The organism is Methylibium sp., from assembly GCF_965279545.1.
In the GTDB taxonomy this organism is placed as follows: Bacteria; Pseudomonadota; Gammaproteobacteria; order Burkholderiales; family Burkholderiaceae_C; genus Methylibium.
Window position 1 is genome coordinate 2,562,212 of record NZ_OZ257250.1, and the last position, 21,823, is coordinate 2,584,034.

Here is a 21,823-nt window from a genome sequence, read left to right on the forward strand (position 1 = left end):
TTGCTTACTTCTTCTCGGGCTCGTCCTTCTTGCCCTTGTTCTCGGGGATGTAGGGGCTCCACGGCTGGGCCTTGACGGGGCCCGGCGTCTTCCAGACCACGTTGAACTGGCCGTCGGCCTTGATCTCGCCGATGAACACCGGCTTGTGCAGGTGGTGGTTCTTCGGGTCCATGGTGCTGGTGAAACCGCCCGGCGCCTTGACGGTCTGGCCGGCCATCGCGGCGATGACCTTGTCGGTGTCGGTGGACTTGGCCTTCTCGACCGCCTGTGCCCACATGTGGATGCCGATGTAGGTGGCTTCCATCGGGTCGTTGGTGAGCGGCTTGTCCTTGTGCCCCGGGATGCCCTTGGCCTTGGCGTAGTCGCTCCACTGCTTGATGAAAGCGGTGTTGGTCGGGTTCTTGATCGACATGAAGTAGTTCCATGCCGCCAGGTGGCCGACCAGCGGCTTGGTGTCGACGCCGCGCAGCTCCTCCTCACCCACCGAGAAGGCCACCACCGGCACATCGGTCGCCTTCAGGCCCTGGTTGCCGAGCTCCTTGTAGAAGGGCACGTTGGAGTCGCCGTTGATGGTGGACACCACCGCGGTCTTCTTGCCTTCGCTGGAGAACTTCTTGATCTTGGCGATGATGGTCTGGTAGTCGGAGTGGCCGAAGGGGGTGTACTCCTCCATGATGTCGGCGTCGGTGATGCCCTTGCTGTGCAGGAAGGCGCGCAGGATCTTGTTGGTGGTGCGCGGGTACACGTAATCGGTGCCCAGCAGCACGAAGCGCTTGGCGGAGCCGCCGTCCTTGCTCATCAGGTATTCCACCGCCGGAATGGCCTGCTGGTTCGGCGCGGCACCGGTGTAGAACACGTTCTTCGAGAGTTCCTCGCCCTCGTACTGCACCGGGTAGAACAGCAGCGAGTTCAGCTCCTCGAACACCGGCAGCACCGACTTGCGGCTCACCGACGTCCAGCAGCCGAACACCACGGCCACCTTGTCCTGGCTGATCAGCTGCTTGGCCTTCTCGGCGAACAGCGGCCAGTTGGAGGCCGGGTCGACCACCACCGGCTCGAGCTTCTTGCCGAGCACGCCGCCCTTGGCGTTGATCTCGTCGATGGTCATGAGGACCGTGTCTTTCAGCACGGTCTCGGAAATGGCCATCGTGCCCGACAGCGAATGCAGCACGCCGACCTTGATGGTGTCGGCCGCGAAGGCGCTGGGCACGAAAACGCCGGCAGCCGCCAGGGCCACGGCTGAAAGCGAAGCCGCGAACGCGCGGCGGGTGGTGTGGGACATGGGGGTTCCTCCTCGGTAGACAGTGGTGTGGGCAACGGACTGCCGCAGCTTAGGGAGGAGCCCGCGGGGGAGGAATACGCAAGGTGGCGTAGAGACGGGCGCCCGTGCCCGGGCGGGCCGCACGGAACGGCGGCGCCGGCAGTGCCCGGGGAATCAGAGCGCGTCGAGCGGGCTCAGCACGCCGCGGCCACCGCGGTTGAGCACGTGGGTGTAGACCATGGTGGTCTTCACGTCGGCATGGCCGAGCAGCTCCTGCACGGTGCGGATGTCGTAGCCGGCCTGCAGCAGGTGGGTGGCGAAGGAATGCCGCAGCACATGGGGTGAACAGGGTTTGTCGATGCCGGCGCGACGGGCGGCCAGCGACACCGCCCGCTGCAGGCCCTGCTCGGCCAGGTGGTGGCGCCGCTCCACCCCGCTGCGCGGGTCGACCGACAACACCGGCGACGGAAACACCCACTGCCAGCCCCAGGCGCTGACCGCCCGGGGGTACTTGACCGCCAGCGCGTCGGGCAGCCACAACAAGGCGCTGCGAGTATCGACGAGCAACGCCAGCGCCGCATCGACGAACTGCGGCGCGAGGCGCAGGCCACTCGCGACTTCATGGCAACGCATCGCAAGCGACTGAACCGCAAGGGCCAGGAACTCAAGACCAACGTCACCGACCCCGACAGCGCCAAGATGGTCGCCGACAACGGCATGCGCCAGCGTGACGAGCGCATCGACAACGCGCACCACAAGGCCGGTGACGAAGTGCTGCACGACAAGACCGCTGTCGTGACGATCAAGCTCTTCAGGCCCGGCGACTTCGTCTTCAACGACGGCAAGACGGCAACGTGTCCGGCCGGCAAGGCGCTCACCGGCAACGGCCACACCTACGGCCAGCGCGGGCACAGGTTTGAACGCTACGAGGCACGCGCCGTGGACTGCGCCAACTGTCATCTGCGCACGAACTGCCTGCGCAACCCGCACGCCACGCGTGGGCGTCAGGTCGCGCGCTTTGCGCCGCTGCAACGTGCGGCCAGTGACCCCAGCCAGCGCATGCGCGAGGCCATCGATTCGGTGCGGGGCCGAAGGCTCTACAGCCAGCGCATCGCGACCGTGGAGCCGGTGTTTGCGAACATCCGCCACCACAAGCGCATGAGCCGCTTCACGCTGCGCGGGCAGGCCAAGGTGTCGACTCAGTGGCAGCTGTACTGCCCGGTGCACAACATCGAGAAGCTGGCGAGGAACAGGTGACGAGGCAGCGAGCCTGGCGGCGACAGCCGGGACAACGCCAGCGTGCGCCCGCATTGACGGCCCTCAGGCCCTCAGGGTCCAATCCGGATCAAGCAACGCAACGATGAATACCATGCAGCGCCGCCATAGCCATCAACCGTCATCACCGCCTGCCGCAATGTTTGCGGGGGTTTTGGCACAGTCTCGTTAGGGGCCAGGATGTCGCGTATCCCTCTATCAGAGAATGGCTCTACCCCTTGGGAGCGTTTGCTGGGTTACTCACCCGAGATTCTTCAGCGCTGGGCAGCACTCGAAAGCGCATTCTTTGCGAGTAGCACCTTCTCGCCTGAACTCCTTGAGCAGGTGCGCAGACAACTGGCCATCGGAAATGGATGCGAGTACTGCATCGCAAAATCCGGTCGGCCGGACAGCGTACAACGCGACCCAAAGACATCTGTAGCGGTCAGCTTCGCGCAACTTTTTGCCCGAGATCACCGAGACATTGATGAGGCTGCTTTCTCCACATTGAAGGCAGAGTTCTCCGAAAAGGAGATCATTGAGTTGCTCGCCTTCATGTCGTTCTTTTGCGCGTCGCAAATGTTTGGCGCATCTCTCGGTTTGAAACCAGGGAAAACATATGAACGTCCTGGCCCTAATCTTACTATGTCATAAATAAGATAATGCGGTCCTCTCGACTTCATGCCGGAGGATCGATGAATGCAGCCGAGCGCTTTGATCGTTACCTTGAGCAGTTGAGTGCGGGCTTGGGTCACGCGGACCGACACGCCGGCCTGCGAGACTATTGCACGGGCCTGATGCTGCCGCTGTCGCGCAAGAGCGTGGAGCCGATGGCCGCGCGGGTCGACCCGATGCACGCCAGCGCCCGGCATCAGGCGCTTCACCATTTCGTGGCCAAGGCCGAGTGGTCTCACACCGAGATGCTGCGCCGGGTTGCCCAGTGGGTGCTCCCGAAGATGGACTTTCGATCGGGCGGCTGGTGGGTCATCGACGACACCGGATTTCCCAAGAAGGGGCGCCATTCGGTGGGCGTCACGCGCCAGTACTGCGGGATGTTGGGCAAGCAGGACAACTGCCAAGTGGCCGTGAGCATCTCGCTGGCCAGCGATCAGGGCAGCCTGCCCGTGGCCTGGCAGTTGTATCTGCCCGAGGACTGGGCCGCAGATGCCGAACGCCGTACCAAGGCCGGGGTTCCAGAGGAAGTGCGCTTCGCCACGAAGACACAGATCGCCCTGGAGCAACTGCGCGCGCTGCTGGCCGAAGGTGCGCCGCACCACTGCGTGCTGGCCGATGCCGGCTACGGCGTGGACAACGCCTTTCGTCAGGCGCTCAGCGACATGGGCTTGCTCTATGCGGTCGGGGTCACTTCGGCGGTCGTGGTCTGGCCGCCCGGGGTCCAGCCGCTACCTCCCAAACCCTACCGCGGCGTGGGCCGCCCGCCCGTCGTACCTCAGCGCACTGCCACTTTGCAGCCCCTGAGTGTCAAGGCGTTGGCGATGTCATTGCCGCCGCAGGCGTTCCAGAGAATCACTTGGCGCGAGGGCAGCAATTCAGCGCTGAGCGGTCGCTTCGCGGCCGTGCGCGTGCGCCATGCCGGCGGCAATGTCGGCAAGGCGCGCCTGCGCCCCGAGCAGTGGCTGCTCATCGAATGGCCAGCCAGCGATGAGGAGCCGAGCAAGTACTTCCTGTCCACGCTACCCGAGGACGTCAGCATCGACGAACTCGTGCGCGTCGCTCACCAGCGCGGGCGCATCGAGCGGGACTACCAGGATCTGAAACAGGACTTCGGCCTCGGCCATTACGAGGGCCGAGGTTGGCGGGGCTTCCACCACCATGCCGCGCTGAGTATCGCGGCCTATGGGTTCCTGATGGCTGAACGCCTCATTGCCGACAAACCCGTCGGCGGCAAAAAAAACTTCGTCGAACGCCAAGTGCCTGCCATTCCCGAGGACTACGTCCCCCGCGGCAGTCCTGCGCGCGCAGCGGCACGTGGACCATTCGATCACGACACTGCGGCACCGGCTCGGCTACACACTGATCGCCCGCCTCGGGCAGTGCCCCTGCTGCGGCAGAGCAAGCGCAAAGCTACTCTTGTGACACAGTAAGATTAGGCCTCGCAATTCACCACGCGCAACGCGAGGTGCTTCTCAAAGGCGTCGAAGTCCCGGTCGCTATGCAGCAATCGCAGGCCGCTCGTCAGGCATCGCGTCGCAATCAGCACGTCAACAGTACCGCGTACTGTGACTCCAAGGCTCCGCAGCTTTCGGTAGTTCCGCGCCGCCTCAACGGTCACGTCGAAACCGGCTACTTCAACTTGCTCCAACTGCCCAAGCACTCTCTTCGCTTCGTTGAAGCCCCTGTCGTCCTTAAACCCTTGCAGCACCTCTGCAAGGATCAGGTCACCGACTACCAGGCCTTCCGCGCCAAGGTTGCGGTCAAGCCATTCGGCTTGCGCCGTTGGCTTGTTGCGGAAGAAGTCGATCCAAACGCTGGAGTCAACAAGAATCACTTGTCACGCCTCATCGCGTCGAGGTCACCTACCCATTCATACTTGCCGCGCAGCTTGCGCAGCTCGGTCTGCTGCTTCAACCGCAAAAGTGTCCTCAGCCCCGCTTCCACCGCTTCACGCTTCGTCTTCAACCCGGTCGCCTTCAGCGTGGCTTCCATGAGCTTGTCGTCAATCACGATGTTCGTGCGCATATGTGTACACTCCTAGTTCTCATACACATCATACCCTGGCAGTCGATGCACAGCAACCGCAGCGAGGCCTAACTCTTAGCAGCACCTCCTCGACCAGCAGCACGCAAGTTGGGCGCAGCAGTTCGGGGATCGCGCCATGCGGCTCGGCCAGCACGCGGGCGATCTGTTCCAGGCCGAGCCGCGCGCCCTGAGCGATGGCGATGCCGAACTCGCGGCAGTAGCCGCGCAGCGTGTTGATGCGCCGGGTGCGGTCGGCCTGCCACAGGCTTCCATCACCACCTTCGACACGGCCCGTTTGGCGAACCAGCGCTCGAACTGGCTGCGGCTCAGGCGCTGCGCGTCGACCGGGCGCCAAGCGCCATCGGCCACGCAGAGCTGGAACACGGTCTTGGCCAGATCCACACCGACGATCGTGCCGACACCCGCACCACGCGTCGCCGGCTGGTACTTGGATACCGAAATGCGCGGGGGAGTCCATCCCATCATTCCAGCGGACTGGCCTTCGGCAGTCCGCTTGAGTCAAACTACAAGGCGGACACCTCGGGACGGGGAAGTCCCTTTCATTCGTTAGACGCCTCAGCCACCGCCTATGCTCGGATTCTCACGCGTGATACTCGCTCTCGTCGCCCTGGTGGCGATCGGGCAGCAGTTGATGCTGCATATTGGAGCGTCCTACAGTGTCCTGAACTTCTTCAGCTACTTCACCAATCTTTCGAACCTCTTCGCAGCTTTCGCGCTGCTGCTCAGCGTGTTCTCCGGCAGGGGAGAATCACGAGACCTCGCCAGGTACGTGTCAGCCGTTAACATGATCGTAGTCGGTCTCGTTTTCGCTGTACTGCTCAGAGACATCGATCTCGGCGCACTGCTCCCCTGGGTCAACTTTGCTCTCCACTACGTCATGCCGGTGGCTATCGTTCTGGACTGGTTGGTGAACCCGCCAGCCTCGAGGCTGAGTTCAAAGAACGTCCTTCTTGCGATGGCATTTCCTTTTGCCTATCTCACATATGTCATTCTTCGTGGCGCAGACACGGGCTGGTACCCGTATCCGTTCCTCAATCCTGCCAACGTTGGTGGCTACGGCGGCGTCGCAACATACGCCATCGGCATCGCCGCCACCTTCGTTCTAGCCGCTTGGGCACTGCTGGCGGTTGGCAACCGCCTGACCGGTTCAAGGTCGCGCCATGCGAGCGTCTAAGCTTTCCACCGAGCAGACGTCCCAAAGCAGGCTTCGCCCGCCTTGTGCCGCCGCTCATGTCGAACGTTGGGCGTCTTAGGTTCAGAATTCCCGTTTACCTACACACAGAGGCGCAAATGAAGCAATACGGTGCGGAGTTCCTGGGGACGTTCTGGCTTGTTCTCGGCGGTTGCGGAAGTGCTGTACTCGCCGCCGCATTCCCGAACGTTGGCATCGGTCTGCATGGCGTTTCGCTTGCTTTCGGGTTGACCGTGCTGACGATGGCTTTCGCCATCGGACACATCTCCGGCTGCCATCTGAATCCAGCGGTCTCCGTAGGCCTCTGGGCCGGCGGTCGCTTCCCCGCCAGCAAGCTCGCCCCCTACATCGTGGCTCAGGTGCTCGGCGCCATAGCGGCTGGTGGTGTGCTGTACGTCATCGCCAGCGGGGCGCCCGGATTCGATGTTTCCAAAGGCTTTGCCTCCAACGGCTACGGAGCGCACTCGCCCGGCGGCTATTCACTGCTGGCTGCGCTGGTCACCGAGGTGGTGATGACCATGTTCTTTCTCTTGGTCATTCTCGGCGCCACCGACAAGCGTGCGCCGGCAGGCTTTGCGCCCATCGCCATCGGGCTCGCGCTGACGCTGATTCACCTCATCAGCATCCCGGTGACGAATACGTCGGTCAACCCTGCCCGAAGTACGGGGGTCGCGGTCTTCGTCGGTGACTGGGCCGTCGGTCAGCTTTGGCTGTTCTGGCTCGCTCCAATCGCTGGCGCCTTGCTCGGCGCTGCGGTCTACCGATTCATCGCCAGCGAGGAGGGCTGAAGACGCCCATTCCTTCCATCGAGCGGACCCACTCCGGCCTGCACGGCCTCCGCGGGCCGCTCATGCCATTCGTTGAGCCGCCTCACGCAGGCAAATCGCACCGCTCTCTGCTGAAGATCGTGACTCCTGGGAAACCTTGGCGCGCGGCTACAAGAAGTTCTACGGCACGCCCGCGTCCGACGCGGAGTTCGAGGTCGCCTGGAATCGCCTGCTCGCCCAAGACGGCGTGCTTGGTCTCGGCGCGAAGGTCAACGGCGAGCTCGTGGGCATCGCCCATTACCTGTTCCACACGAGCACGTGGGCTACCACCATCTGTTATCTGCAAGACCTCTTCACCGCCGATGAAGAATGCGGTAAGGGGGTTGCGCGCGCACTGATCGCCCGCCTCGGGCAGTGCCCCTGCTGCGGCAAGGTAAGCACAATGCTGCTAGCTCGGGACGGGGAAGTCCCTTTCATTCGTTATACGGCCACATGCGGCAGGTACAGGCACCAGCAGTGAAGTGAGGAAAGGAAGGATATGACGCTTAAACGGATGGACAACGTCCTCATCGTTGTCGACGATCTCGAAGCCGCCAAGGCGTTCTTCATCGCACTGGGCCTCAAGCTCGAAGGCGAAACGACAGTCGAAGGGCCTTTGGTCGGGAGACTGATCGGGCTCAAGGATGTCCGGGCCACCCTCGCGATGATGCGGACTCCCGATGGGCAGGGGATTGAGCTGGACAAGTTCCACACGCCCAACGCGATCAGGTTTGGTCCTGTAGACGCACCGGTGAATACGCTGGGCCTCCGTCGCGTCATGTTCTCCGTCGAAGACATCGACGCTGTCGTTACGTGCATGCGCGCCCACGGGGCCGAGCTCATTGGCGAAATGCAGTACGAGGACACGTACCGCCTAGCCTACATCCGCGGGCCTGAGGGCATCATTGTCGCGCTTGCCGAGCAGCTCGGCTGAGGCGTGCGTGGTGCATAACCCCTTCATCGAGCGAACGTCCAAGAGCCTGCTCGCAGTCTTTTGGCCACCGCTCATGTCGTTAGGCCTCGCAATCTCCGTGGGCGCGCTGAGACAGGCACTCAATGGCAAACTGGCCGCTGGAGGTGCACCAAATGCCTGAGCCCCTATCCCCTACCCGCGTCGCCGAGAGCCTGACTGAACTCTGGTCACCACGTGTGGTGGCCGAGTTGGATGACTCCTTCGTCAAGGTTGCCAAGGTGCAAGGAACCCTTGCCTGGCACAGCCACGAGAACGAGGACGAACTGTTCTACGTCCTCAAGGGCTCGCTCGCCATCGAGATGGAAGACCGAACGGTCGTGCTCCAAGAGGGCGAGACCTTTGTCGTTCCCAAGGGCGTTCGCCACAACCCAATCGCTGAGCAGGAGTGCCACATCATGCTCATAGAGCGCAAGAGCACCCTGCATACCGGCAACGAAGTCACGGCGAAGACTCGCAGCCTGTCCGAGCAGCTGCGCCCGGTCTAGCCGGGCCGTGAGCGAGGCCTTCCTTCAAGCGGACGTGCCTTTGGCACGCCGCACTTAAGTCATTCGTTGGGCGCGCAATGCAATCCGTTCCTAGGTTCGCTGTTCAGTCCACCATAAGCGGCGCGCGTCCGCTCGGCGAGGCCACCCCATGCTCAGCATCGGCGCTCAAGCTCTTGTCATTGGCGCATCGCTCAGCACCATTGCCGCTGTAGCGCACCTGGCATGCATTGCCATCGGCGCACCCGCCTACCGCTTCATGGGTGCCGGCGAGCGAATGGCTCGCGCAGTTGAAGCCGGAAAGCTCCGGCCCACGCTGGTCACGCTGGCAATCTCGGGCGTTCTTTTGGTCTGGGCAGCCTACGCACTGTCTGGCGCTGGAGTCATTGGTCGCCTGCCGCTCACCAAGCTCGCTCTTTCAGCCATCTGCGCCGTCTACATCGGGCGAGCAGTCGCCTTCTCTCTTCTCAAGCCCGCCTTCCCCGATAACTCGGCAACCTTCTGGTGGCTCTCTTCGAGCATCTGCTTACTCATCGGGCTTGTGCACGTCTACGGAGTCGTGTCGCTGTGGCGGGCGCTGTGAGGCCTTCGCTCGTGCGGACCTCCACCGGCTTGGCCCGCTCAGATCAAACGTTGGCGGCAGAAACACCTCCCGCACCCCTGCAGGCGCACCATTCAGCCCATGCAAGTCGTCACTGACACTGCGAGTACTGCTGGTCGAAGAGGCTGGCGCCCAGGCTGGTGTCGCCCCAGGTGTTGCCGGCCAGGCTGACATTGATGGCGAGGTTGTCGGTATAGAAGCCGGGCAACAGACGCCCGCCATCCCAGGCCCACCCGTTCGCGATGCCGCGGTTGTTTCTCAGCGTCACGCCATTGATCGGCGCGTGCGCCTGCAGGACGAAGGCCTGGCTGGTCATGCTGTCCTGGTTAGGCCCGCGGTTGTCGACGCGGTTGTTCTCGATGGTGATGTTGCTGCCGCCGGCGACGGAAATGCCCGAACCGTTGGTGTAGACGATGGTGTTGTCGTGCACCCAGTACCACCCCGATCCGGTGGAGCTGGTGCCGCCGTCCCCGAGTTGCATCCCCGAGCCCGAGCGACCACCACCCATCGGATACCCACGAATGCGGTTGTAGGCGATCTCGATGGGGTTGGATTGCGACCCGAGGGTGTTGTAGAGGGAGATATGGTCTTCGTTCGAACGACCTGACGGCGCGGTGCCGTAACGGCCGTCGAGCACGTTGCAGGTGATCCTGGTCTGCCCCGACCCTTCACGCACGCTGGCCAGCTGCACGAACTGGCCTTGCCACAACGGGCCCCGGATGTTGGAGACGAAGTTCTTCTCGATCACGAGCGGGTGCTTGGCTTGCCGGGCGTAGATGCCGGTGCTCATGTCGTGCATCCAGTTGCGCTGGATCGTCACGTTCGATGCACCCGCGTCGATGTAGACCGACTCGCGATTGACCGAATCGCCTGCCTTCCCGCACGGGCCGATTTCGTTGTCCCGGATGATGACGTTCGTGACGCCTTGCGGGATGAAGATGCACGGCCCGTTCGGGTTCGTGATGTGCTTGCCTTCGATCACCATGCCCGAAGTGGCGGTGATGGCCCCCACCACCGGCTTGCCGGCGATGCTGGCGGGGGTCGGGATGCCGCCGCTGGTCGTGGTGCTCGTTGTTGCCGTCGTCGTCGTCGTGGTTGCCGTGGCGGGCGCCAGCGAGACAGTCGCCGTGGTCAGCACCTGCGTGGCATACCAGCAGGCCTTGGCCACGCCGAACGCGGGGTCACCAAAAACGGTGTTCGAGCAGTTCACCGGGCCGGTCATGGTCTTCGTGACGTACTGGGTCGAGGTTCCGTAGCGAACCGCCAGTGTGCCGGAGAACGTGCACTGCTGGCCTTCCTTGGCACATTGCAGCCAGCTTTCCGTCGAGGATGACGTGGTGGTCGCAGTGGTGGTCGTGGCAGCAGTCGTGGTCGTCGTGTCCGAGCTGTCGTACCAGCACGACTTGGTGACGCCGAACGCCGGGTCGCCAAAGACGTTGTTCGCGCAGAGCACCGAGCTGGAAAACGTCTTGATCACATACAGCGTGGAGCTGCCGTATCGCACCGATCGTGTGCCGGAGAAGGAGCAGGTTCCGCCTTCGGTCGCGCAGGACGTCCAGCTGGGCGTGGTACTGACGCTGGCGATGGAAGCCGTGCGTGCGCCTGTCGTCGCCTGCGCATCGAGCGCCTGCGATGAATCCGCCGAATCCACCGAGCTGGTGGCAGCGTTCCCACTGAGCTGGCCGGCGGTCGAGTCGGCCGCTCCCGATGAGCCGCCACCGCAAGCAGAAAGCAAGGCGGATGCGATAACTGCTGCCGCGATAATCTTGAGATTTATTGATACAGACCGCACGCCCGCACTCCAATCAAATATCTGGCAACAGAATCACTCGACGGTGCTTGAATACACACCTCGAATCTATAAATCGATGCCAATAATTACTGCCAAATACAGCAGCCCGAAGGCAGGCAGAAAATACCGAAGTGATTTTCCTGTGGTGGGACCTAGCGGCCGGCACCACTGCAGTTGAGCTTTGCCTCGACCACAGTGTCTCGTCGCCCGGACCGCCACTTGTAAGCAAACCCAGAGGCCCGTAAGTGACTGCAACCCGCGGCTCGTCCGGCTGCTGTTGCATCTTTCTCGCGCTGGATCGCCCAGACCTGCTGCAGGGAGAGCTCAGGCGTGCACCGCATGACTTTTTGGTGCCGGCCGCCTGTTTTCCGAGCAAGACTGCACGGTTTGCACCAAAGCAGTGGGCGCGCGTTGACAAATGCTCACCGGCTCCGTCCGCCATGAATACTCAAGATGCACACACCTGAGCACTCCGTGTTACAGGGTGATGACCCACCGACGGCACGTCGAAAGTCACATGGTTACAACTTCGCACGGAATGCCCGGGCGGGTCAGGCAAATTAGATTGGAAGTGATCCGGATGAGCGGCCTCAACGCCCGCTCGAAGGCCAAAGGAAAACCGATCCAACCGAGACGAGCGCATGACCCCAAGCGAAACCCGATTGCATGTCGGCATTTCGGCCGCCCTCGTCCTGGCGACGGCGCTGGCGGCGCCACCGGCCCAGGCATACACGCTGGACGCCAGGGCCATGGCCCGCTTCGACATCGGGTACGCCCGGTGCGAGGAGCAGTTCCCGGCCATGCGCGGCCACCGGGACGACGCCTACTTGAGCCTGCGCCGCGTCAAGGCGGATGAGCAGCTTCACGCCCAGCTGACCGCGGCGCGCAAGGCTGCCGTCTACAAGTCGGAGCAGCGGCGCGTGCGGCAGGCGGCGGCCAACGGCATGGCGCCTGCGGCCTCCAGCCCCATCGATCAGCAGTGTCAGGCGCTGTGGGCCGAAACGCAGCGCGTCATGCGCGCCCCGCACTGAACCCGGGCCTCGTCCCGGCGATCGCGTGAGCCTGGCCACCATCAGCCGCAACCGCGCCCCGGCCACTCCACCCACCTCGTCATTGCGAAACGGTTCGGCCCGCCGCCGGCCGCCGGGCGCTTTGCTTCAATCGACGGGCTGCGTGGCTATCTGGCGCTCTCCGTCTTTCTGCACCATTCCTGCCTTTGGTACTTTCATCTGCGCACGGGCGAGTGGGCACCCCCCGCCTCGCGCCTCTACACCCATCTCGGTCAAGGCAGCGTGGCGCTCTTCTTCATGATCACCGGCTTCCTGTTCTTCTCGAAGCTGCTGGACGGACGAACGAGGCGCATCGACTGGAGCAAGCTCTTCATTGCGAGATTCCTCCGACTGACGCCACCTCCACCATCGTCGCGGGCGTGACGTGGTCGCTCCCGTACGAGTGGTTCTTCTATCTGTCGCTGCCGGTGCTTGCGCTGACGGTCGGCGCGAAGAGGCCCCCACTCCCCTTGCATCGTGCTCAGTGCCCTGAGCATCGTGGGCCTGGTGATATGGCGCCCGGAGCCGCATCACTTGATGTCCTTCCTGGGAGGAATCGCCGCGGCGCTCCTGGTTCGCGTCGACTCCTTTCACGAACTGGCCGTCAAGAAGTCGGCATCGCTGGCCTTGCTGGGCTGCATCTGCGTCGCGATTGCCGCGTTCCCGTCGGCCGACGGCGCGCTGCCGATCCTGCTGCTGTCGGTTGCATTCGCGATCATTGCCGGCGGCAACAGCCTCTTCGGCCTGCTGCACGGGCCGGTCTCGCGCACGCTCGGAGAGATGACGTACAGCATCTACCTGCTTCACGGCATCATTCTCTTTGTCACCTTCAACATCCTTCTTGGGGTGCCGGTGTCCGGAGCCTTTTCGCCGGTGGTTCATTGGCTCGTGGTGGCCGCAATCACTCCCGTCCTGATACTCGGGGCCTTCGCCACTTTTCGATTGATCGAGCGGCCGGCGATGCAACGGACGACCGCGCTGGCTGCATGGCTGCGCTCGCGCCCCCACCCACGCGTGCCCTCCGGGGCCCGCTCCACGACCACGAAGGCACTGGTGATGTCCGGATGTCCGCGAACGAGGGGGTCGATGCGGCACTCATCGGTTCTCCTGGATGATCCGACCCGTTCGGGGCAGGCGCCCTTCCCCAGCCCCGAAGCCACTTCGTACCCGGGTTGCTTGCACGGTCACCCGCAGCGCCGCTACGCTTGGGGGAGAAGTGGTCCAGCCAGATGGAATTCCCATGTGCCGCAACATCCAGACCCTGTTCAGCTTCGAGCCGCCCGCCATGCAGGCCCCGCGGGCGGGCGCGCGATCAGCCGCCCGATTCAGAGTGAGCCGATGAGCCTGCCGCTGCTGGACAACATCGCCTGGCACACGCTGGCCGGACCGCAAGCGAGGTTCGCGACCGGCGCGGGGCCGGCGCGCCGCTACGCGCCGGGCTTCTCGCCGATCCTCGGCTTCGAAGACGTGACGCGGCCCGACTTCGCCGCCCTGGCCCCCTATTGCGAGCCCGGCGAGCACTTCTACTGCGCCGGCTGGTCCGGGCCCACGCCGGCCGGCTGGCAGGTCGATGCCGAGACCACGATGCACCAGATGGTGTGGGCTGCGCCGCAGCCCGCCATCGACGAGTCTTTCGCGGTCGTGCGGCTGGGGGCCGAGCACGTACCGCAGATGCTGGAGCTGGTCGCCGCCACGCAGCCGGGGCCGTTCGGGCCACGGACGGTCGAGCTGGGCGAGTACTTCGGCTGCTTCGACGGGCCGCGCCTGAAGGCGATGTCGGGCGAGCGCATGGGCGCGGGCGGACTGCGCGAGATCAGCGGTGTCTGCACCCATCCCGACTTCCAGGGCCGGGGGCTGGCGCGCCGGCTGATGGCGATGCTGGTCCGGCGCCAGCTGCAACGCCGCGAGATGCCCTTCCTGCATGTGATGCGAGACAACGGCACCGCCTACCGGGTGTACGAACGCATGGGGTTCCGGCAGCACCAGGAGATCGTCGTTCGGGTCCTGGCGCGGTCGCGCTGAAGCGCGGGCCCCTACACCCCATCCTTCGCCGCGGCCGGCGAGCGTCCGATGCACCGCCGGCGGCACGGCCCATGCTCCTGCCGCCGAACCTTGCTTGACCCACATCATCGACACGGAAAGGCTCCCCATGCGCACCCTCCTCTTCCTGGCCGCAGGGCTGTTGCTGCTGGCGGCGTTCGTCCTGCTGGCGCGGCTGTTCTCGGCGAACTACCCTGCGGCTGCCGGCTGGGCCACCGCGGCCTTCGTCGCGCTGTGGTTCGTCGTCGCCGCGGCCAATCTGTGGGTCGGGGTCGTCAAGGCCGGCTACTCGGTGACCGAGGAGCTGCCGATCCTGCTGCTGATCTTCGGCCTGCCCGCCGCGGCGGCGCTGCTGCTCAGGTGGAAAGTGCTCTAGGTGTGCTCCGCGCACGCCGCCTCGGCACGATGAGACTGCCGCCAGGATCGGTCGCCGCGACCTGCGCGGCGCTCTGCATCGCCGCCGGCGCGCAGGAGGAGCGCAGGAACCGTTTCGACGACCCATTCCTGCAGGTCACCGCCGCCCTCGCCGAATGCCCGCAGCAGGAGGGCCCGAAGATCACGCTCGCCGAGATGCAGGCCGAGGCGCACTGGCGTGCCGAGCGCGGCACCAGCTGCTACCAGTCCGGCCGCTGCCGCCTGCCCAACGCCTACCTCTACGACAAGGAGATCATCCCGCGCGTCGCCAAGGCGATCGTGGCCGACGGCCGCTACGCCGACACCAGCCTGTGGGTCGAGGGGCAGCGCCGCTGGGTGTGGCTCAAGGGCTGCGTGCGCCGACCGGAGCAGGCCGCGTCGCTGGAGCAACTGGTGCGCGGCATCGACGACGTCGAGGCGGTGATCAACCAGCTCGTCGTTGTGCCGTCCCCTTAGGGTGAGCTCGATGCCGATTGCCGCGGCCGGTGCTGCGCACCCTGCTTGCCGAGCAGGGCGCCACGGTTCACGATGGCGGGGGCCGGGCGCTCGCGCCCGGCCCCTGACCCCGAGGAGCACCCATGTTCACCTACGTCTGCCTGGGCACCGACGACCTGGCCCGTGCCGCGCGCTTCTACGACGCGACGATGAGCACGCTGGGCCTGCAGCGCTGCGACACCAGCGACGAGCCCGACGGGGACGGCTGGATCGGCTGGGGCACCTACGAGCAGCACGGTGCGACGGAGATCGCGCTCTGGCTGTGCAGGCCCTTCGACGGTCGGCCCGCGACGGTGGGCAACGGCACGATGGTGGCGCTGCGGGCACGCAGCTGGGCCGAGGTCGATGCCTTCCACGCGGCAGCCCTCGCCCACGGCGGCAGCTCGGAAGGCGGCCCCGGCCTGCGGCCGCAGTACAACGCCGACTTCTATGCGGCCTACCTGCGCGACCCGGACGGCCACAAGCTGGCGGTGGTCTGCCGCGGCCAGACCGTGCGGTCCTGACGGGGCGACCCGCAGCGCGACCGTCCTTCCTCCGGAGACCCGCATGCAAGCCCGTATCACCCTGATCACGCTCGGCGTCGACGACCTGCCGCGCGCGCTGGCCTTCTACCGCGACGGCCTGGGTTTCGCGAGCGAGGGCATCGTCGGCACGCAGTTCGAGCATGGTGCGGTGGCCTTCTTCGATTTGCAGCCGGGGCTGAAGCTCGCGCTGTGGCCGCGCGCCAGCATCGCGCACGACACCGGCGTGCCGCTGCACCCGCGCAGCCCGACCGAGATCACGATCGGCCACAACGTCGCGTCCAAGGACGAGGTCGATGCCGTGATGGCGCGCGCCGTGCAAGCCGGGGCGACACCGGTCAAGCCGGCCCGGACAGCTTTCTGGGGCGGTTACGCCGGCTACTTCCAGGACCCCGACGGTCACCTGTGGGAGGTCGCCTGGAATCCTCAGTTCGAAGGCCTGGCCTGAAGCCTCGGGCAAGCGTCTGCCAGGTCGCGCCCCCGCTCGAACACCGTGCGCATCGCCCTCGTCTCCGACATCCACGGCAACCTCGCCGCGCTCGAAGCGGTGGTGGCCGACATCCGCCGCCGCGGCGTCGACCGCACGGTGAACCTGGGCGACAGCCTGTCGGGCCCGCTGCTGCCGCGCGAGACCGCGCAGTTCCTGATGGCGCAGGACTGGGTGCAGCTGGCCGGCAACCACGAGCGCTACGTGCTCGGTGGCGGCACGTTGCCGCGCGAGCCCTCGGACGCCTACGCGCACGCGATGCTGGGCGCCACCGAACTCGACTGGCTGCGCACGCTGACGCACCGGCACGCACTCACCGACGACGACGCCTTCCTGTGCCACGCCACGCCGGCGCGCGACGACGAGTACTTCTTCGAGACGGTGGCGCCGCACGGCCTGCGCGGCGCGACGGCCGACGAGGTCGAGGCGCGCCTGGGCGATGTGCGGGCCGCGCTCGTCGCCTGCGGGCACACGCACACGCCGCGCCTGCTGCGCAGCCGGCGCGGTCAGCTGCTGCTCAACCCCGGCAGCGTCGGGCAGCCGGCCTATGACGACGAGCAGCCCTTCCACCATGCCGTCGAGAACGGCGCGCCGGATGCGCGCTACGCGATCGCCGAGCGCGGCACGCAGGGCCGTTGGTCGGCCGAACTGATCGCCGTGCCTTACGACCACGCGACCATGGCGGCGCTGGCACGCGAGCGCGGCCGGCTCGAGTGGGAACACGCGCTGCTGTGGGGTCGCATGCCGTGAGCCGGCACCACCGGGCATCGGTGTATCTTGCCGGCTGTCCACACCACCGGGAGCCACGATGATGACTTACCAGGGAAGCTGCCACTGCGGCCAGGTCCGCTTCGAGGTCGAGGGCGAACTGAAGCAGGCGATGAGCTGCAACTGCTCGATCTGCTCGCGCAAGGGCGCGTTGATGTGGTTCGTGCCGGCGGCTCAGTTGCGCCTGCTGACCCCCGAGGACGGACTCGCGACCTACACCTTCAACAAGCACCGGATCCAGCACCGTTTCTGCCCGAGCTGCGGCATCCACCCGTTCGGCGAGGGCACCGACCCGAAAGGCAACCGCATGGCCGCGGTCAACATCCGCTGCCTCGAAGGTGTGGACCTGGAGTCGGTGCCGGTGCAGCAGCACGACGGCCGCGCGCAGTAGCGCGCGAGCGCGGCTCAGCGGCATTCATACGGCATTGCGTTCAAACTCATCAGATTGAATGCAATGCCGTATCAGCCGCGCTTGAGTTTGCCCAGGGCCATCGCCGCGGCGGAGGTGCGTGTTTCGACGCCGAGCTTCGCGAACACATGCTCCAGGTGCTTGTGCACGGTGCGCGGGCTGGTGCCGAGGATGTCGCCGATGTCGCGGTTGGTCTTGCCTTGCGCCACCCAGTGCAGCACCTCGGCCTCGCGGCCCGTGAGGCGGAACGCGACCGCCAGACTCTCGATGGTGGCGCGGTCGTTCGACTCGGTCAGCACCAGCAGCCATTCGTCGTCGCCGGTCGGCTCGTGCAGCGCGAAGCTCACGCGCCGGCCATCGCGCGCCAGCACGATCGGGTAGCCGGTCTGTTCGGTCGCGGCCAGCACGGCCTGCGCCTGCATCCAGTCGAGCAGGGTCTCGCTCAGCACCGGGCCCCGGGTGCCGGCCTCGCGCGTGGCGTCCAGCGCCTGCAGCAGCTCGCGCGCCAGCGGCGTCTGCCACAGCACGCGGCCATCGCCGGCGCGCACGGTGATGACGGCGTGGCCGAAGGCGTCGAGCGCATTGCGGGCCTGGCGGGCCTGGCGCGCGCCGCGCACGTGGGCGGCGATGCGCGCGATCACCTCGCGCGGCCGGATCGGCTTGGTCACGTAGTCCACGCCGCCGGCCTCGAAGGCGGCCTCGACGTGCTCGGTCTCGGCCAGGCCGGTCATGAAGACGATGGGGATGTGCGCGGTGGCGGCGTCGCGCTTGAGGCGGCGCGCGACCTCGAAGCCGTCCATGCCGGGCATCAGCGCGTCGAGCAGCACCACGTCGGGCCGCGCGTGGGCGGCGCGCTCCAGCGCGGCCTCGCCGCTGGTGGCGACCAGCACGGTGTAGCCGGACTCGTCGAGCGCGTCGTGCAGCACCGCGACGTTGTCGGGCACGTCGTCGACGATCAGCACCACGTCGCTGTTCTCGCCGAGGCGCAAGCGCTCGGGGTCGCGGGCGGTCCCGTCGTCAGTGGGGCGATCAGGCGGCCGCGGCAGCATCTTCGGGTTCCTCGTCACGGGGGTTGAGCAACGCACGGATGGCGTCGAAGCGGAACTGCTGGGCCAGCTCGCGCACCGGGCCGGTCCAGGCGGCAGCGTCCGGGTCCTCGGCCTCGATCGCGCTCAGCTCGCCGAGCAGGCCGCGCAGGTAGCCCAGGCGGGCCAGCTCGTCGAGCGCGGCGCGGCGCGCCAGCGCGGCCGCGGGCGGCGGACCGGCCGGGGCCGCTCCCACGGCCGCGCCGGCCGCGGCCCGCCGCGCCGGCGGCGCGTCGATCCAGTCGAGCTCGAGGCGCTGGCCCAGCCACTGCAGCAGGTCGGCCACGCGCACCGGTTTGACGAAGAAATCGGCCGGCGTGATGCCGACGTCGTTGTCGAGACCGCGGTCGAAGGCATTGGCCGAAACGATGGCCACCGGCGCCTCGCACAGGCGCTCCTCGCGCAGCTGGCGGATCGTGGCCCAGCCGTCCAGCCCCGGCATCGCCAGGTCCATCAGGATCGCGTCGGGCGGCGGGCCGGCGCGCAGCAGCCGCAATGCGGCTTCGCCCGACGCCGCCTGGCGCACCGTGAAGCCCAGCGGCTCCAGCACGGTGGCGAGCAGGCCGCGGTCGGCCTCCTCGTTATCGACCACCAGCACGCTGCGGCGCACGCCGGCGTAGCCGGTGCGCCGTGCCACGCGCACCGCCGGCGCGACCGCGGCCTCGCTGGCCTGCGGCAGGAACAGGCGGATCGCGAACGCGGTGCCGCGCCCCGGCGTGCTGCGCACCGTCATCTCGCCGCCCATCAGGTCGGTCAGCATCTTCGCGATGGTGAGGCCGATGCCGGAGCCGGTGCCATGACCGCCGCCCGCCGGGGCGCCGCCGCGCTCGAAGGGCTCGAACACACGGGCCAGTTCGTCGGGCGTCATGCCGGGGCCGGAGTCCTCGATCTCGAAATGCGCGATCTCGCGCGCATGGCGCATGCGGAACACCACCTCGCCCCGTTCGGTGAACTTGACCGCATTGCCCAGCAGGTTGATGAGGATCTGGCGCAGCCGTTTCTCGTCGGCACGCACCACGTCCGGGCCCTCGATCTCGTGGCGGAACACCAGGCCCTTGGCGCGCGCCTGCAGCTCGAACATGCGCGCGAGCTCCTGCACCGCCTCGCACAGCCGCAGCGGCCGCACCTCGAGCGCGAGTTTGCCGCTCTCGATGCGCGCCAGGTCCAGCGTGTCCTCGATCAGGCTCGCCAGGTGGTCACCGCCGCGGCGGATCACGCGCACCGCCTGCGCGCGGTGCGGCGGCATCGCATCGTCCTCCTCCAGCAGCTGTGCATAGCCGAGGATGCTGTTGAGCGGCGTGCGCAGCTCGTGGCTGATGGCGGTGATGTAGCGGCTCTTGGCGCGGTTGGCCTGCTCGGCCTGGTGCATCGCGCGTTCGGCCTGCAGCTTGGCCTCCTGCAGCTGCGCGTCGGTGCGGCCGTGCGATTCGATCTCGTGGCGCAGCGCGGCGGTCTGGCGGTTCGACTCCTCCTGCGCGACCTCGCGGCTCTTGTGCGTGAGCACCAGCCACCAGGCCACCGTGCCGGCGATCAGCAGCAGCGCCGCGAAGGCCTTGACGAAACCCAGCTTCAATGCACCGGCCAGGCCGGGCGCGAGCGGCGCGCCGCTCGACGCCAGCGTGCGCAGCTCCTGGTGGTAGAGCAGCGCGAACAGCCCGCCGAGCAGCGGCACCACCGTCAGCATCAGCAGCAGGTAGTGGCCCAGGCCGGTGTCGAGGTAGGGCCAGACGGCCCGCGGCAGCAGGCGCCGCAGCGCGGCCGACCACTGCACCGCGAGCTTGGCCTCGGGCGGCTTGCACAGGTCGCCGCAGCGTGCATCGAGCGTGCAGCACAGCGAGCAGATCGGCCCGCCGTAGGCCGGGCAGGACGCCATGTCGTCGCGCTCGTATTCGCGCTCGCAGATGCAGCAGCGGGTCAGGCGCCGGTAGCTGCCGTCGGCCTCGGGCACGCGCGCCTCGGGCTGGCGCGCGATGTAGTAGCGGCCCTTCGTGGCCCACGCGATCAGCGGTGCGGTGACGAAGGCGGTGACCATCGCGATGGCCGCCGACCAGGCCTGCGCCATCGGTCCGAACAGGCCCAGGTGGGCCGCGATCGACAGCACCGAGGCCAGGCCCATCGCGCCGACGCCGACCGGGTTGACGTCGTACAGGTGGGCGCGCCGGAACTCGATGCCGGGCGGGCTCAGGCCCAGCGGCTTGTTGACCACCAGGTCGGCCACCACCGCCATCATCCAGGCGATCGCGACGTTGCTGTACAGCCCGAGCACGCTGCCGATGGCCTGGAAGACGTTGAGCTCCATCAGCATCAGCGCGATCGCGGTGTTGAACACCACCCACACCACGCGGCCGGGGTGGCTGTGGGTGAGCCGCGCGAAGAAGTTGCTCCAGGCCAGCGAGCCGGCATAGGCGTTGGTGACGTTGATCTTGAGCTGCGAGATCACGACGAACAGCGCGGTCGCGGCCACCGCCAGCCCGTAGTGCGGGAACACGTGCTCGTAGGCCGCGAGGTACATCTGGTTGGGGTCGACCGCGCGGTCCAGCGGCACCATGTGGCTGATGGCCAGCCACGCCAGCAGCGTGCCGCCCAGCATCTTGAGCACGCCCGGCAGCACCCAGCCCGGCCCGCCGACCAGCACGCCCAGCCACCAGCGGCCGCGGTTGCGCGCGGTGCGCTCGGGCATGAAACGCAGGTAGTCGGCCTGCTCGCCCATCTGCGTGATGAGGGCGATGCCGACCGTGGTGGCGCCGCCGAAGTGCAGCCACGAGAAGTCTTGCACGCCGTGCTCGCCGCCGTAGGCAAACAGCTCGCCCACGGCGCCCGGGTTCTCGGCGAACACATAGACATAGGGGGCGATCAGCATCGCCAGCCACAGCGGCTGGGTCCAGACCTGCAGCCGGCTGATCGCGGTGACGCCGTGGGTCACGAGCGGGATCACGACCACCGCGCAGATCAGGTAGCCCCAGGCCGGCGGGATGTCGAAGGCCAGGTCCAGCGCATAGGCCATCACCGCGGCCTCGAGCGCGAAGAAAATGAAGGTGAAGCTGGCGTAGATCAGCGAGGTGAGCGTGGAGCCGATGTAGCCGAAGCCGGCGCCGCGCGTCAGCAGGTCCATGTCGACGCCGTGGCGCGCCGCGTAGACGCTGACCGGCAGCCCGGCCAGGAAGATCACCAGCCCGGTCACCAGGATCGCCAGCGCGGCGTTGACGAAACCGTGCTGGACCAGCAGCGTGGCCCCCACCGCCTCCAGCACCAGGAAGGACGCCGCGCCGCCGATGGCGGTGTTGGCGACCCGCCAGCTCGACCACTTGCGAAAGGCACGCGGCGTGAAGCGCAGCGCGTAGTCCTCCATGGTCTCGCGCGCGACCCAGCTGTTGTAGTCGCGGCGCAGCTTGATGACGCGCTGCACCGGCGGTGCGGTCGGTTCGTGGGCGGTCGGGACGGGACTGGGCAGCATGGGCAGGGGCGTTTGCACG

25 protein-coding genes and 1 pseudogene are annotated in these 21,823 nt (G+C 66.5%); 18 read left to right on the forward strand and 8 right to left on the reverse strand.

The genetic code is table 11. The features are described 5' to 3' along the window. Nucleotides 1-4: 4 nt before the first annotated feature. Both urtA and ACQY9S_RS11900 read right to left on the reverse strand, forming a co-directional pair. Nucleotides 5-1,282, reverse strand: a complete 1,278-nt coding sequence (urtA, locus tag ACQY9S_RS11895; protein ID WP_428419914.1) for an urea ABC transporter substrate-binding protein — start codon at nucleotides 1,280-1,282, stop codon at nucleotides 5-7. Between the two features lie 153 nt (nucleotides 1,283-1,435). Then, nucleotides 1,436-1,801, reverse strand: a pseudogene (locus ACQY9S_RS11900) (tyrosine-type recombinase/integrase); the annotation flags it as partial. Nucleotides 1,802-1,882: 81 nt separating this feature from the next. On the opposite strand from ACQY9S_RS11900, the gene ACQY9S_RS11905 reads away from it, so the two are divergent. The 3 genes from ACQY9S_RS11905 (at nucleotide 1,883) to ACQY9S_RS11915 (ending at nucleotide 4,620) form a co-directional block, all read left to right on the forward strand. Beyond that, nucleotides 1,883-2,518 (forward strand): transposase, encoded by a 636-nt coding sequence (locus ACQY9S_RS11905; RefSeq protein ID WP_428419915.1) that lies wholly within the window; start codon nucleotides 1,883-1,885, stop codon nucleotides 2,516-2,518. Nucleotides 2,519-2,716: 198 nt separating this feature from the next. Continuing rightward, nucleotides 2,717-3,169, forward strand: coding sequence for a carboxymuconolactone decarboxylase family protein (locus ACQY9S_RS11910; RefSeq protein ID WP_428419916.1), 453 nt, complete (start codon nucleotides 2,717-2,719; stop codon nucleotides 3,167-3,169). A gap of 41 nt (nucleotides 3,170-3,210) precedes the next feature. Then, nucleotides 3,211-4,620, forward strand: coding sequence for an IS701 family transposase (locus ACQY9S_RS11915; RefSeq protein ID WP_428419917.1), 1,410 nt, complete (start codon nucleotides 3,211-3,213; stop codon nucleotides 4,618-4,620). Nucleotides 4,621-4,622: 2 nt separating this feature from the next. Here the strand turns inward: ACQY9S_RS11915 and vapC are convergent, their stop codons facing one another. From vapC to ACQY9S_RS11930, 3 genes are read right to left on the reverse strand one after another with little or no spacing between them, the layout of a single operon-like run. After that, entirely contained in the window at nucleotides 4,623-5,024 is a 402-nt protein-coding gene (gene vapC, locus ACQY9S_RS11920; protein ID WP_428419918.1) for a type II toxin-antitoxin system VapC family toxin, read from the reverse strand. Then, nucleotides 5,021-5,215, reverse strand: coding sequence for a type II toxin-antitoxin system VapB family antitoxin (locus tag ACQY9S_RS11925; RefSeq protein WP_428419919.1), 195 nt, complete (start codon nucleotides 5,213-5,215; stop codon nucleotides 5,021-5,023). The genes vapC and ACQY9S_RS11925 overlap by 4 nt, the downstream gene beginning before the upstream one ends. Before the next feature lie 28 nt (nucleotides 5,216-5,243). Beyond that, nucleotides 5,244-5,570, reverse strand: coding sequence for a hypothetical protein (locus ACQY9S_RS11930; protein ID WP_428419920.1), 327 nt, complete (start codon nucleotides 5,568-5,570; stop codon nucleotides 5,244-5,246). Between the two features lie 252 nt (nucleotides 5,571-5,822). Between ACQY9S_RS11930 and ACQY9S_RS11935 the strand changes: the two genes are divergently transcribed. The 6 genes from ACQY9S_RS11935 (at nucleotide 5,823) to ACQY9S_RS11960 (ending at nucleotide 9,272) form a co-directional block, all read left to right on the forward strand. Then, entirely contained in the window at nucleotides 5,823-6,410 is a 588-nt protein-coding gene (locus tag ACQY9S_RS11935) for a Pr6Pr family membrane protein (RefSeq protein WP_428419921.1), read from the forward strand. 116 nt (nucleotides 6,411-6,526) lie between these two features. Further along, complete coding sequence (aqpZ, locus tag ACQY9S_RS11940) at nucleotides 6,527-7,216, forward strand: aquaporin Z (protein WP_428419922.1); 690 nt, start codon at nucleotides 6,527-6,529, stop codon at nucleotides 7,214-7,216. A gap of 136 nt (nucleotides 7,217-7,352) precedes the next feature. Beyond that, nucleotides 7,353-7,715 (forward strand): N-acetyltransferase family protein, encoded by a 363-nt coding sequence (locus ACQY9S_RS11945; protein WP_428419923.1) that lies wholly within the window; start codon nucleotides 7,353-7,355, stop codon nucleotides 7,713-7,715. Between the two features lie 18 nt (nucleotides 7,716-7,733). Next, nucleotides 7,734-8,168, forward strand: coding sequence for a VOC family protein (locus ACQY9S_RS11950; RefSeq protein WP_428419924.1), 435 nt, complete (start codon nucleotides 7,734-7,736; stop codon nucleotides 8,166-8,168). A 122-nt stretch (nucleotides 8,169-8,290) separates the two neighbouring features. Continuing rightward, nucleotides 8,291-8,692, forward strand: coding sequence for a cupin domain-containing protein (locus ACQY9S_RS11955; protein WP_428419925.1), 402 nt, complete (start codon nucleotides 8,291-8,293; stop codon nucleotides 8,690-8,692). Between the two features lie 148 nt (nucleotides 8,693-8,840). Then, nucleotides 8,841-9,272, forward strand: a complete 432-nt coding sequence (locus ACQY9S_RS11960) for a hypothetical protein (RefSeq protein ID WP_428419926.1) — start codon at nucleotides 8,841-8,843, stop codon at nucleotides 9,270-9,272. A gap of 109 nt (nucleotides 9,273-9,381) precedes the next feature. Here the strand turns inward: ACQY9S_RS11960 and ACQY9S_RS11965 are convergent, their stop codons facing one another. Then, entirely contained in the window at nucleotides 9,382-11,082 is a 1,701-nt protein-coding gene (locus ACQY9S_RS11965) for a right-handed parallel beta-helix repeat-containing protein (RefSeq protein ID WP_428419927.1), read from the reverse strand. Nucleotides 11,083-11,723: 641 nt separating this feature from the next. Here ACQY9S_RS11965 and ACQY9S_RS11970 point away from each other — a divergent pair. The 9 genes from ACQY9S_RS11970 to ACQY9S_RS12010 all read left to right on the forward strand — a co-directional run bounded on the left by ACQY9S_RS11970 (nucleotide 11,724) and on the right by ACQY9S_RS12010 (nucleotide 17,247). Next, nucleotides 11,724-12,113 carry a hypothetical protein gene (locus ACQY9S_RS11970; RefSeq protein WP_428419928.1) on the forward strand — a complete coding sequence of 130 codons (390 nt, stop codon included), beginning with the start codon at nucleotides 11,724-11,726 and terminating at the stop codon, nucleotides 12,111-12,113. A gap of 168 nt (nucleotides 12,114-12,281) precedes the next feature. Continuing rightward, entirely contained in the window at nucleotides 12,282-12,515 is a 234-nt protein-coding gene (locus ACQY9S_RS11975) for an acyltransferase family protein (RefSeq protein ID WP_428425704.1), read from the forward strand. Between the two features lie 153 nt (nucleotides 12,516-12,668). Next, complete coding sequence (locus ACQY9S_RS11980) at nucleotides 12,669-14,153, forward strand: GNAT family N-acetyltransferase (protein WP_428425706.1); 1,485 nt, start codon at nucleotides 12,669-12,671, stop codon at nucleotides 14,151-14,153. Between the two features lie 127 nt (nucleotides 14,154-14,280). Continuing rightward, nucleotides 14,281-14,547, forward strand: a complete 267-nt coding sequence (locus ACQY9S_RS11985) for a hypothetical protein (protein WP_428419929.1) — start codon at nucleotides 14,281-14,283, stop codon at nucleotides 14,545-14,547. A 29-nt stretch (nucleotides 14,548-14,576) separates the two neighbouring features. Beyond that, nucleotides 14,577-15,041, forward strand: a complete 465-nt coding sequence (locus ACQY9S_RS11990; protein WP_428419930.1) for a BON domain-containing protein — start codon at nucleotides 14,577-14,579, stop codon at nucleotides 15,039-15,041. A 122-nt stretch (nucleotides 15,042-15,163) separates the two neighbouring features. After that, on the forward strand, nucleotides 15,164-15,583 hold the full coding sequence (locus tag ACQY9S_RS11995; protein WP_428419931.1) for a VOC family protein: 420 nt from the start codon (nucleotides 15,164-15,166) through the stop codon (nucleotides 15,581-15,583). 43 nt (nucleotides 15,584-15,626) lie between these two features. Next, nucleotides 15,627-16,049 carry a VOC family protein gene (locus tag ACQY9S_RS12000; protein ID WP_428419932.1) on the forward strand — a complete coding sequence of 141 codons (423 nt, stop codon included), beginning with the start codon at nucleotides 15,627-15,629 and terminating at the stop codon, nucleotides 16,047-16,049. Nucleotides 16,050-16,094: 45 nt separating this feature from the next. Further along, the gene (locus ACQY9S_RS12005) at nucleotides 16,095-16,838 is read left to right on the forward strand and encodes a metallophosphoesterase family protein (RefSeq protein ID WP_428419933.1); all 744 of its coding nucleotides are present in this window, start codon (nucleotides 16,095-16,097) and stop codon (nucleotides 16,836-16,838) included. Between the two features lie 61 nt (nucleotides 16,839-16,899). Further along, nucleotides 16,900-17,247 carry a GFA family protein gene (locus ACQY9S_RS12010; RefSeq protein ID WP_428425708.1) on the forward strand — a complete coding sequence of 116 codons (348 nt, stop codon included), beginning with the start codon at nucleotides 16,900-16,902 and terminating at the stop codon, nucleotides 17,245-17,247. A 71-nt stretch (nucleotides 17,248-17,318) separates the two neighbouring features. Here ACQY9S_RS12010 and ACQY9S_RS12015 read toward each other — a convergent pair whose 3' ends face one another. Next, a complete protein-coding gene (locus tag ACQY9S_RS12015) occupies nucleotides 17,319-18,314 on the reverse strand; it encodes a response regulator (RefSeq protein WP_428419934.1) in 996 nt (331 codons plus the stop codon). Then, a complete protein-coding gene (locus ACQY9S_RS12020; protein ID WP_428419935.1) occupies nucleotides 18,295-21,804 on the reverse strand; it encodes a hybrid sensor histidine kinase/response regulator in 3,510 nt (1,169 codons plus the stop codon). Before ACQY9S_RS12020 ends, ACQY9S_RS12015 begins: the two co-directional genes overlap by 20 nt. Nucleotides 21,805-21,823 lie beyond the last annotated feature (19 nt).